General features: G+C 32.5%; 10 protein-coding genes and 2 pseudogenes. 9 read left to right on the top strand and 3 right to left on the bottom strand.

Annotated elements, in window-relative coordinates; all coding sequences use genetic code 11:
- Positions 1-157: 157 nt before the first annotated feature.
- Complete coding sequence (locus G9F74_RS26955; RefSeq protein ID WP_165406340.1) at positions 158-1,636, bottom strand: FAD-dependent oxidoreductase; 1,479 nt, start codon at positions 1,634-1,636, stop codon at positions 158-160.
- A 229-nt stretch (positions 1,637-1,865) separates the two neighbouring features.
- On the opposite strand from G9F74_RS26955, the pseudogene G9F74_RS26950 reads away from it, so the two are divergent.
- Positions 1,866-2,033 (top strand): annotated as a pseudogene (locus G9F74_RS26950) (malic enzyme-like NAD(P)-binding protein); the annotation flags it as partial.
- Positions 2,034-2,316: 283 nt separating this feature from the next.
- Positions 2,317-3,301: pseudogene (locus tag G9F74_RS26945) on the top strand (glycerophosphodiester phosphodiesterase family protein).
- Positions 3,302-3,953: 652 nt separating this feature from the next.
- Here the strand turns inward: G9F74_RS26945 and G9F74_RS26940 are convergent.
- Positions 3,954-4,253 (bottom strand): hypothetical protein, encoded by a 300-nt coding sequence (locus G9F74_RS26940; protein ID WP_016107174.1) that lies wholly within the window; start codon positions 4,251-4,253, stop codon positions 3,954-3,956.
- 555 nt (positions 4,254-4,808) lie between these two features.
- On the opposite strand from G9F74_RS26940, the gene G9F74_RS26935 reads away from it, so the two are divergent.
- The 5 genes from G9F74_RS26935 (at position 4,809) to G9F74_RS26915 (ending at position 8,006) form a co-directional block, all read left to right on the top strand.
- Complete coding sequence (locus G9F74_RS26935) at positions 4,809-5,717, top strand: acyl-ACP desaturase (protein WP_016107172.1); 909 nt, start codon at positions 4,809-4,811, stop codon at positions 5,715-5,717.
- Positions 5,718-5,933: 216 nt separating this feature from the next.
- On the top strand, positions 5,934-6,395 hold the full coding sequence (locus G9F74_RS26930) for a CarD family transcriptional regulator (RefSeq protein ID WP_016107171.1): 462 nt from the start codon (positions 5,934-5,936) through the stop codon (positions 6,393-6,395).
- 551 nt (positions 6,396-6,946) lie between these two features.
- Positions 6,947-7,093 carry a BC1881 family protein gene (locus G9F74_RS26925; protein ID WP_000738547.1) on the top strand — a complete coding sequence of 49 codons (147 nt, stop codon included), beginning with the start codon at positions 6,947-6,949 and terminating at the stop codon, positions 7,091-7,093.
- 297 nt (positions 7,094-7,390) lie between these two features.
- Positions 7,391-7,624: a hypothetical protein gene (locus G9F74_RS26920; protein ID WP_016107170.1), complete on the top strand. Its 234-nt coding sequence runs from the start codon at positions 7,391-7,393 to the stop codon at positions 7,622-7,624.
- Positions 7,625-7,772: 148 nt separating this feature from the next.
- Positions 7,773-8,006: a YuzF family protein gene (locus G9F74_RS26915; protein ID WP_016107169.1), complete on the top strand. Its 234-nt coding sequence runs from the start codon at positions 7,773-7,775 to the stop codon at positions 8,004-8,006.
- 67 nt (positions 8,007-8,073) lie between these two features.
- Here G9F74_RS26915 and G9F74_RS26910 read toward each other — a convergent pair whose 3' ends face one another.
- Positions 8,074-8,349 (bottom strand): hypothetical protein, encoded by a 276-nt coding sequence (locus G9F74_RS26910; RefSeq protein WP_001087712.1) that lies wholly within the window; start codon positions 8,347-8,349, stop codon positions 8,074-8,076.
- 423 nt (positions 8,350-8,772) lie between these two features.
- Here G9F74_RS26910 and G9F74_RS26905 point away from each other — a divergent pair, with 423 nt between their 5' ends.
- Together G9F74_RS26905 and G9F74_RS26900 are read left to right on the top strand one after the other, a co-directional pair.
- Positions 8,773-9,723: a nucleoside hydrolase gene (locus G9F74_RS26905; protein WP_016107168.1), complete on the top strand. Its 951-nt coding sequence runs from the start codon at positions 8,773-8,775 to the stop codon at positions 9,721-9,723.
- Positions 9,724-10,259: 536 nt separating this feature from the next.
- Complete coding sequence (locus G9F74_RS26900) at positions 10,260-11,297, top strand: serine hydrolase domain-containing protein (protein WP_165406341.1); 1,038 nt, start codon at positions 10,260-10,262, stop codon at positions 11,295-11,297.
- The last annotated feature ends 240 nt before the right edge of the window (positions 11,298-11,537 follow it).

Below are 11,537 nucleotides of genomic sequence, written 5' to 3'. Positions count from 1 at the left end.
CATACAAAATCCCCCCATACGTAAACAGATTAATGTGCTTTCTTTCTACTGTCTACTATGAGGGGATCATATCAATAGTTGTGGGGGCCATTATAAATTCTAGTGTTTTAAAGTTCATACTAGAAACCTCTAAATTCATGCTAATAAATAGGATTTTTTAAAAATTATTCAATTTAATTTGCAATTTTTTGCATTTATCTCTTTTGTCATACTCAATGTAAGCTATGTGACCATCGGGGCGAATTAAAATGACATCTATATTTTTTAACTGAGAATCCTGTATTTCTCCTACAACCACCTTTGTGTGCGAATCAATGTTCATTTTATCTATTTCTTTTTTATAAGACGGATGTATTAATAAAATATATTTACCATCTTGCATCAATTCAAAGAGTTTATAAGTTTTCTTATTTTGAGAAGAAATAGTAAGATTTGTACATCTTTTCCCTGTCAATGGATGCCTTTCTTTAGTATACATAGAAGAATATATAACTCCCAAGCCACTTACTCTTTCAGCTAAATCTTGATTCACCTCTGGGTATGTTAGTACATGAGAGAATAACTCTCTTAATTCCATACCTGCATTTGAAAAGTTTATCATTAATTGTTCTTGCGCTTGTACTTCCTTGAAAAATTGTTTTCCTACATCATGTCGTTCAATATGATAACTTCCTAATAGATTTTCATATTTTTTATGTTTTATAGCCAGTCCCAATTTCCATCCTAAATTAAAAGCATCTTGTAATCCTACATTCAAACCTTGTCCGCCAGCAGGGAAATGAATATGGGCTGCATCTCCTGCCAAGAATACACGCTTATGTTGATAAGTATTTGCTAGTTTGGTTGCATTTCCAAAACGAGAAAGCCATATTGAACTCTTAATTCGAATATGTTCACCTGTAATCCTATAAATACTATCTATAAGCTCTTTTTGTGTGACAGCAACATGAACAGGTATTGTCTGATTCTTAGGATCTACAATTGCAATACGAAATACATTAGGTGCAATAGGTACCATCATTATGATCCCATTTATATTAGATGTAGATAAAAATGGGTTATCTGGTACATCTTCTAAAATGACATCGCCTAATATAGCAGTAGTTGTTGTATCTGTTCCATTAAACGGTATATGTGATAACTCACGAATTACGCTTCTTGCTCCATCAGCGCCTACTACATATGGAACTTCTATTTTATATATTGTTTCTCTTTGCTCTATTTCTAGTTGTACGAATGTATCATACTGTTTTAAATTTTTTAAAGTATGACCACGTTTAATGTCTACACCTAATTCCAATGCACGCTCTTCTAATATTTCTTCTGTAATAGATTGGGGAATAAAAAGCGTATATGGAAAATCAGTATCTAAATTTTTAAAGTTTAATCTTGTATCTAGGGCAGCAAAATGGCTTGTATCTGATTTCTTCCCTTTAGATAAAAATCGATTTTCAATACCTCTCATAGCCATTAATTCTAAGGAGCGGGGGTGAAGTGTGAGTGCTCTAGAATTTCGTATCCGATTTAACCATCTCTCTAAAACGACAACTTTTACGCCTTGAATAGCTAATTCACATGCTGTCATAAGTCCAACTGGACCACCACCAATTACCGCTACATCATAATAATTTTCCATTTCATGCCCTCCATTTATTTTCGTAATTAAGAGCTAATGCAAAAATGTGTACAATAATAAATTTGTAAACGATATTTATTGTACGTATATAATTATACTCCATTTTAGTTTCCTTGGAAACTAAAATGGAGTACCCTTGGAATATCTCTTATATCCAGCATCCAATTTAACAGCTAGTTTATTCCTTTTATTTCCATAAAGTTTAGAAAAGTATGTAAAATGGAAGGATAATTCGGGTGCTTTCTTTTTCCCAGAGCTAGGACTTGGAACAATTGTTGTACGTGCAAGCGTTATGATAGATGGAATGTTCGCAGCAGCTACTGAAGCAGTTGCAGGAGGTATTGTAAGTGATAACGATATCAAGATTGCAGTAAAAGAAGCAATGTGGAAGCCTTAGTATCGTCAAATAATAGCGGTAGAGAAGGTTAGCATATAGAAAGCCTGTTTATAATAATTAGGCGTACGGTCCCATTATAATCTAGAGGGGGGGCATTTTTAAAATTATGCTAGGATACTAGTTACGAAATACTTTCTGTCGCTCCTAATTTATATCAAAGTACCAACATGCAATTACCAATCCTATCCATTTCAAAAGAATAAGATAGGTTATAACATTTACAAGTATTTAAATAAAGAACATTATTTAAATCATTTTAACCAATATTTAAGAGGAGAATACAATGAATAAAATAAAAAGGTTACTAAAACGTAAAACGATTTGGATAATTCTTATCCTATTCGTATTTGTTTATGTAAATAACAGTTCTTTTTTTTGTTAAGAGGGACGAAGAGACTCCTATTCTTCTTGCTCACCGAGGACTTTCGCAGACTTTTAGCATGGAAGGGATTGAGGGGGATACATGTACAGCAGAAAATATACATAAACCTGAACATCCTTATTTAGAAAATACAATTCCATCTATGGAAGCGGCATTTAAAGCTGGAGCAGATCTAGTAGAGTTTGATGTTCAACCAACTAAAGATGAAAATTTTGTTATTTTTCATGACTGGACTCTTGATTGCCGTACTAATGGAAAAGGTGTTACAAGAGATTTTACAACAAAAGAATTACAAGCACTTGATATTGGTTACGGTTATACAGCTGATGGGGGGAAAACGTTCCCATTTCGTGGTAAAGGGATTAATCTTATGCCAACACTTGATGAAGTACTTAACCATTTTCCAGGTCGTTCTTTTCTTATTCATATTAAAAGTGATGATGAAAATGAGGGAATCCAATTGGTTTCTTACCTCAAGAAACTTCCAGCGAAACGCCTTGATCAACTAACTGTATATGGCGGCGATAAACCCATTGCTGCGATAAAAGATCGTCTCCCTAGTTTACGAACAATGTCAAAAGCAACCATGAAAAAGGATCTTCTGACTTATCTTGCGATAGGATGGACTGGCTACATACCTTCAAGCATGGAGCATGGAGAGTTACATATACCAGATAAAGTAGCTCCTTGGCTTTGGGGATGGCCAAATCGTTTTCTGAATCGAATGGATAAAGCAGATACTCGAGTTATCGTTGTAGGAGGGAATGGGCTTGGGTTTTCAAGTGGATTTGATTCGTCTGAAGATATAAAACGCCTTCCTGACGATTATACAGGTGGAATTTGGACAAACCGCATTGACAAAATAGCACCGTTATTCAAAAAATAAGTGATGATATAACAATCGAAGTTTTATATACTGAAAAACACCTCTGATTTTCTATACATAATGGGAATTAGAGGTGTTTTTGTATGGAACTTACTTTATTTATATACAAATGTAAGATAAGGACCAATGAATAAACCGCTAGATGTACAAAATAAGCTAGATCTTCATATAAGTAAATTTTTCGATTGGGGGTACTTTAGAATCTTAGCTTGATGGGTATGGGGTACTTTCAAACTCTTAAGTTGATGAGCAATTGATGCTATCCCCATCGCTATCCACAGCTATTATGGAAATGCTAGAGCTAAAGAAAATTACGTTTTATAAAATAATGAAGGAATATGAGGAAATAAAGTAGCATCTCTATTATGAGAAATTCTACTTTTTCTCGGGTTGTAAGAATCTTGAAGTTTTGCATCAGAATAGTATTATGTATATCAAAAAAAATAAAAGACAACTCCAATTAAGAGTTGTCTTTTTGTGTAATAAAATTCCAAAATATAAAGATATACAAACGAATATAATACGTTATGGTTGATATTATAACAAAAATGAATAGTATTGTGAATAAAAAGAATATTACAATGAGTTTTTTGGGGTTTTAGTTAAAAATCTTCGAAAATAAACCTTTTATAAAGGTTTATTTTAAATATGATTACTGTATTTCGAGGGGCTCCTTATAAATCTTAGCTATATATTTTACAAAATCAATGACGGGATAGTGTATGAGTGAACGATGCTGCGTAAAATGAACCCCTGCTTTTTCCATTATCGAAATGAGTTGTTCAACTTCCAACTCTTTTTGCTGTATTCTATTATAATTTTGATATACAATGTTTTTCCATTGATAGGAAGAGCCGTGAAAATAACTCTCTCCTTTTACCATGTGACTAAATATAATTTCTATTTTTTCTCTACGTTGTTTTTCCTTCATATGCGCTTCCGTTGACTGCATGTTTATCGCCTCTTCCCTTTGTGTTGTTATACCGTTTCACAAAATTTGGTCTAACTCATCCATAGCCAATGTACATTGATCTTGTTAGGAATTGTCGTTTAAAGCTATCTCATCAACTGTATTTGTTTTTCAAGCGCTTAATCTAATATATTGGATCTTACATCTAAATAAGTTGATAGTGTGTATAAAATACTATCAATCTTTATTATAAAACGATTCTTTATAGGCATGCATCTTTTTACACTCACCAAGATTTACAACATGACGAGAATCTTCAGCCATGAAAGTTATTCTGTATTTACTGGGGTTAGTTTTTTTATTAAGGCTAACTAACATATTGTATGCCTTAGTATCTATTTTATAAAAAAGAAAATATATGTAACGGTCCCCCTTTTGATATAAAAAAATCCTATAAAAATATAGCGCTCTTAAAGAATTTTGTTACAAATTTATTATGTTTGACTTTAAAAAAGGAACGTAATATTTATTTGTAGAAAATTTTAAGAGTAAAAATAGAATGACTATTTAGATGATAAGAAAAGGGGGCACTTATAGATGCTAACAAATGATTTAGATTTCCGATTAGAACCACGTTTAAAAGAACTGTATGAACAACATAAAATAAGAGCTCAGAAGATAGACTGGGGTTATCATGAGTTTTTACCATGGGATAAGGGGATGGACTTTAAAAGAGTTCCTTGGGATGAAAGTCAAGTTACTCTTCCTTCTGGTGTAATTATAGCCATTGAAACAGCTTTATTAACAGAAGTGAATTTACCATGGTTTACCACGTATTTATCTGCAACTTTTAAAGGATCCCTTTCTGTTATTACGGACTTTATTCACACATGGACTTCAGAAGAGGATCAACATTCGAATTTATTGGAGACATATTTATTACTCACTCGAAGTGTGAATCCTAAAAGAATACATGAATTAAGAAAGTCAGTCGTTGAGAGTGGATTTGAGCCAGATTTTCATACACCAATCGAAGCCATGACGTATACGACGCTACAAGAACTTGCAACGATGGTGTTTTACAATAATGTTGCTAAGGTTGCAAGTAAGCATGATCCAGATCTTGCTACATTATTACGCCGTCTTGCAAAAGATGAAACTCTTCATTATGCGTTTTATCGAGACGTGATTCGAACACATTTAGAATTGGAACCTAATTATTGCTATCATATTGCCAATGTGATTAAGAATTTTAAAATGCCAGGTGCTGTCATGCCTGATTTTGAAAATAGAATGGCTGTGATTGCAAAAGAAGCGAATTATGGACCACTACAATATTTTGATCAAGTACTTGATGTAGTGGTTGATTATTGGGGGTTAAAAGACTTACGACCAATTGCGCCTTTAGCTGAAAAAGCAAGAATTGAGATTTTGGAGTACCACATAAGATTGAAAAAAATACGGGATCGATTTGGTCGTTTTCATGGGAAAACTGATCTACGTTAATGAGTAGAAGTTTTAGAATATACGCGGGGAAATTCCCCTTCCCTTTATTGGAAATCTAACACGCTCGCTATTGTTTTTGTGTTGTTTTTATTTAATTTTATTTCTAAAGAAAAAGTAATTGACACCAAAAATAAATATGTGATATTATAAAATATTTGATAAAAAATCACATATATGTTAAGCTTAAGAAGGTTACCATATATGGAGGTGGATTATATGTTTCAAATTGGCGATAACATTGTTTATCCAATGCACGGAGCAGGTATAATTGAAGCCATAGAAGAAAAAGAATTCTCAGGAAAAAAACAACAGTATTATGTTATAAAAATGTCAATCAGTAATATGCAAGTCATGATTCCTATGGGTAAAATACTAAGTTCGAGTATACGCCCAGTTACTGATATACTTGAATTAAAACACATTATACACATTTTTCAGCATGGAGAATCAGATAAATCATTGCCGTGGAAACAAAGGTATAAAGTGAACACGGACAAAATAAAAACGGGTGAAATACAAGAAGGTGCTGAAGTTGTACGTGATTTAATGCGTATGAAGAAAGAAAAGGCACTGAATACAAGCGAAAAAAAAATGTTGGATAACGCACATGAATTTTTGATTAGTGAACTAGGATTAATTAAAGGGATCACTGAAAATCAAATAAAAAGTTTCTGTTAAGATTCATTATAGATAATGTATTAAATCCCCCGAAAATATCCTGAATTTTTCGGGAATATGATGATTATTAAAAATAAATCATTTCAAAGACATTCAACTTCTTCAACTCACTTTTAGAGTAGGAACCTCTTTTGTTATTACTTCAATCTTATCCATTTTTATTATTAAGTTTCTTTTACGAACGTTCAAAGTTTCATCAAATAACTCGATTAAATAGTCACTTGATTTTTGCAATCCTGATTCACACTGGCACGGACAAGGATCCGTAAGGATGGAAGAGAGGTAGGGCTTTCATTGTTTTAGGTAAAATATATTATCTAAGTCATTATTTCTAGAAGAAAAAACAATCAACCTCACCGCTATCTCTTTAAGAGTTCCTTATATCTACTGAGACAGTGAATAGTAATTGTTTATCTTCTTTACGTAAAATTGATAAACGAACTGGTAACACCATATGGTCAACTACAAAAAAATGGTTTCCAGACCAGGAAACCATTTTTAATCTTATTTACATAACAATAGTAAATGAAGCAGTAAGAAGGAGTACACACATGAAAAAAATGTTAACAAAAGAATTAAGTAATGAATTAAAGAAGCGAGAAGGGATTATTTCTATTACAGTTGAGCCTTATGAAAAAATCGAAGTTGGTGGAATTCGTGTAGATGGACCTGCTGTGATTCTAATTAATCAAGAATAGCTAAAAATAATTGAATGAACGAAGAAAAGGATCAGCCTTTACGAGAAAGGAAGATCCTTTTTGTTTGCTACGGCTAATAACAGGATATACATATATTCCATCTGATGTGATGGGGTTCAAAGGAAGGAGAGGGTCGGGATTATCATAGTGGAAAGCTTAATATTGGTAGGATTTCTTTTTATTTTATATACATTAGTTGATCAAAAAACAAACTAAGTATTTGAAACGATAGATTGTTTTCTTTTAAGAGCGGGATTTATCTTATGCTGAAATGGATAATTTAAAGGAGGAATTTAGATGGATGCAAGGAAAGAACGCATAAAATACGAGAAGATGTCAAAGGATTATAATCGTATTTATTTAGTTTCGTTTATCCTATTAATTGTACTTGTTTGTAGTAGTGTGATTATCATAGGAGCTACAGGAGGAAAATATGGAGTGTTTTTATTGTTGGCAATTTTACTCAACGCACGTATTACAAAAGAATCTCAAAAAAAGTATGAGCAGTATGCTAACAAAGGGCGTATTTAAAATGACACATATCTTGAAAAGAACAACCTAAATGTACCTTATTAAAATGTTATTTTTGTTTCTATAATGAATTATCCTTCTAGCATATTTAAAAGATTTATATCATATATTAAGAGAAAGAATGTAGGTTAGAAAGGAGTTTTATAGATTGAGTTATTTGGAGGGAAATGACTTGAGTGAACAAAATATGGTAAGTGAACCTAATCCCTACGTATATCAGACATTACAATCGGTAATTGGTAAACATGTGGTTATTGAAACTGTAAGAGGTAATGTAAGAGGAAAGTTAAAGGATGTGAAACCAGATCATTTGCTAATTGAAGACACGGTACCATATATTGTACGAATTCAACAAATTGTATGGGTTATGCCAAAACAATGATTAAATTACATCTAATTTGATTTATAACAAATTGGTTTCATAGACGTCCAAATAAAAACACAGGGTTTTATCTCTGTGTTTCTTCAAATTTTCTTTTTTGGATATATGCTTGAGCATGGATAATTTCTTTCTGAAGTTCTTTTAATTCTTCCGTAGATCCTGATTCAATCCTCATGTACGTGGTAACTAGACTAATCATCATATCCATCTTCTCTACTATATTTTGAATGACTTGTTCAGATTGCTCTTTTTTAGGATGTTGTATTGCTATTAAAGCATTTTCTATATAATTGTTCTTTCTTTGCTGAATATCATAAATAAACTGTTTTGTGTTTGAGTTCATTTGCCATTCCTCCATTTTGAATATACTTCTATTCTATCATATTTGAATAGAAAATATTGGATTCCCCTAAAATCACACCTGTCTCGTACATTTCATCATATATACAAGCTAATTCATTAACGTACAGGCAACTAATCAAAATATATCAATTTTATGTCTAAACGTACATTTTTTTTTGATATGGTGAGCCCTAATTGTAGTGCCCAATCCGATGTAAACTCTTTAATAACAACGAATCTTTCCATATCTCTAATGCCCTTATGTATTTTACTCTTGAACATAATATCAAGTTTAGATGAGCAAAGCTATTTCAAGTGAATAGAATCCACTCTTTAAGAATACATAAAATATATACATACAAGCTTAGTCTGATTACAATATCATTAGTGAGCGTAGAATTTTATAAATGTTGGAGGAAGAGAAATGCAAAAAAAGGTTCTCCTGTTCACAGATTTGGGGATTGATGATGCGTTTGCTATACTGTACACCTTTTTTCGTAAAGACATTCAACTTGTAGGAATTGTAGCCGATTATGGAAATGTATCAAGAGAAAATGTAATAAGAAACATTAACTATTTGAAGTACATTGCAGGAAGAGAAGAGATACCTGTATTCCTGGGTGCTTCTGTACCGTTGACAGGTATATTGATTCAGTATTTCCCTGAGGTACATGGAAAAGTTGGATTAGGACCTATCATTCCCCCTGAAATATCATATCCAGTTTATCCTTTAAATGATATTTATCAAATCATAGAATCAAATTTAGAAGATCTTACAATTATCAATTTAGGAAGACTTTCTTCGCTAGCTACGACTTTTGTATTGAATTTAGAAACAATGCGAAACGTAAGAGAATGCATTTGTATGGGGGGAGCTTTTTTCTATCCAGGTAACGTAACTGCTGTGGCTGAAGCTAACTTTTACGCAGACCCTTATGCAGCAAATTTAATTCTGCAGCATGCAAAGAGCTTGACAATTATTCCTTTAAATGTAACTCAACATGCGATTGTTACACCCAAAATGGTCCAGCAAATCGATGCATTTCATCGGAATACACAGGATCTTGCAGGACTCATCATCAAACCTATGTTAGATTATTATTATAATTTCTACTCCAAGTCTAATCCTGGTATAAGTGGAAGTCCTATGCATGATTTTGTAACAGTGTGGTATTTGCTAAATCAAGACGCTGTTAGTCTTTCAAGAGTACCCATTAAAGTAATCCCTGATCAAGGAGAAGGATTTGGTCAAAGCATTGCAGACTTTCGTTTTGTTACTAATCCAGGCTATAAAACGCATAATGTAGCTTTTCAATTTGATTATGAAAAATTCAAGAAAGATATTATGGGAACGTTCCTAAAGAAGAGAGTGTAATAGACTTTATTAACTCCAGATAATACGGATTATGAGAATCAAATATCACTTCACTTAACGTACTGAAATCCCACTTTTTCAGGCTAAATTTCGCTTAGTATACAAAATTTCCGAAATGATACCTGTATCCTATCAATATCGAATTAACAAAACAAGCTCTCCTAAAATGAAAAAGACATTGACTTCTCTATGTAATTAATTGTAGTGAAAGAAAATTTTCATTTTGGGGGTTATTCATTTTCTTAAGTTGGTGGGCATGTATGGTGCCCCTTATATCAATCATCCGATATGACAGTTAATTTGTATTGTAGTCAAATTAAAATGTGTAATCTAATTCTAAAATTTAAATTATATTGGAATGATGCAAAAGATAATCCGAAATTGAACTATCCAAGTAGGTCTGTACAACCAGCCTGAAGATGGTCATCCCATTGTTGGATTTCATAATCCGATACGGAGGCTAACTGGATTCAATATGAAAAAGATAACAGATTAATATATTTCTAATCATTTAAAGGGAAGGGCATGTGATTGAGGTGAATAATTCATATAATGAAAAGACGCATACATTGATTAAACAATTATTAAAAAAGTTTTCATCAAAAGCTCCTGGATTTACATATATTTCTAGTTTTGATAGTGGCGTAACTTATAAAGGTGCAGTTGGCTTAGCTTCTATAGAGAAAAATCTACCCATAACTACCAAAACCGTTTTTAATATAGCCTCAGTTTCTAAACAATTCACAGCATTTTCTATATTACTCTTAGAACAAGAGAGGAAATTGAGTTTAGATGATTCAATTTTAAAATTTGTCCCTTCTATAGGTGCATATGCTGAACCTGTAACATTGAAACATCTAATTCATCACACGGGTGGACTAGTTGATTATATGGAATTGGCTGAAGCAGCAAATATTAAATATACGGACACATTAACTGTAAAAGAATCGCTAGAACAACTTAAAAGTCATCAAATTGCAAGGTTCCCGGTTGGAACAAAATTTGAGTATAGAAATACAGGATATTTTTTATTGTCACTAGTGGTAGAGAAGGTAAGTGGCAAGTCTCTACGTCAGTTTGCAAAGGAACGTATTTTTGATCCTTTACACATGAAAGACACAACAATTGTGGATTGCTATCCAACTACTATATCAATTGCTAGAGGATATTCAAAGAATGAACAAGGAGCATATAAGGTCTATGAAAGCCCTTGGGAACATACAGGGGATGGGGCAGTTCATACAACAGTTGAAGACCTGGTAAAATGGGGAGAAAATTTAACCACAGGTAACGTTGGTGGAAAAAATCTTGTTAAAAGAATGAGCGAAATAGGTCTGGAAATTTCTCCAACTGGGGATACAATTATTGACAATGAAGATTATGCTTTTGGGCTAAGGCTTGCTGAAAGTTTTAACTATCGGTACTTGGAACATTCAGGAAGTTGGGCGGGTTATCGTTCACACTTTATGCGGTTTCCAAAAGAATATTTGTCCGTTGTAGTCCTAAGTAATTATGATGGATTTGACTCTAAAAAATATGCTAATAAAATAGCAGAAATTGTTTTAGAAAAGTAAAAAATAGAGGGTAGAAGTCAGTATTTAGATTTGCTTTATCTCACGTTGTTTTAGGTGTAATTAATTTTGAGAACGGAAGGCAAGCATAAATTTATGCCTGCCTTTTTGGGTATTAAAATGAATTTAAATGTTAATATCCATTTTCATGTCTCCCTACATTGTACAAGATAAGAGAAGTGGGGAACTCCTATCTATTCAAGTGTTATTTATATTATAATTTAATTTAAACAACAAATATGA

It is taken from the genome of Bacillus sp. EKM202B, from assembly GCF_011066025.1.
GTDB classification, from domain to species: domain Bacteria; phylum Bacillota; class Bacilli; order Bacillales; family Bacillaceae_G; genus Bacillus_A; species Bacillus_A toyonensis.
The sequence above is the reverse complement of the archived record's forward strand: the minus strand, read 5'-3'. Positions and strand labels throughout refer to the sequence as shown.

Coding starts and splice junctions, on each gene's coding strand:
- G9F74_RS26955 (WP_165406340.1), bottom strand. CDS start 1,636: ATGGAAAATTATTATGATGTAGCGGTAATTGGTGGTGGTCCAGTTGGA.
- G9F74_RS26940 (WP_016107174.1), bottom strand. CDS start 4,253: ATGCAGTCAACGGAAGCGCATATGAAGGAAAAACAACGTAGAGAAAAA.
- G9F74_RS26935 (WP_016107172.1), top strand. CDS start 4,809: ATGCTAACAAATGATTTAGATTTCCGATTAGAACCACGTTTAAAAGAA.
- G9F74_RS26930 (WP_016107171.1), top strand. CDS start 5,934: ATGTTTCAAATTGGCGATAACATTGTTTATCCAATGCACGGAGCAGGT.
- G9F74_RS26925 (WP_000738547.1), top strand. CDS start 6,947: ATGAAAAAAATGTTAACAAAAGAATTAAGTAATGAATTAAAGAAGCGA.
- G9F74_RS26920 (WP_016107170.1), top strand. CDS start 7,391: ATGGATGCAAGGAAAGAACGCATAAAATACGAGAAGATGTCAAAGGAT.
- G9F74_RS26910 (WP_001087712.1), bottom strand. CDS start 8,349: ATGAACTCAAACACAAAACAGTTTATTTATGATATTCAGCAAAGAAAG.
- G9F74_RS26905 (WP_016107168.1), top strand. CDS start 8,773: ATGCAAAAAAAGGTTCTCCTGTTCACAGATTTGGGGATTGATGATGCG.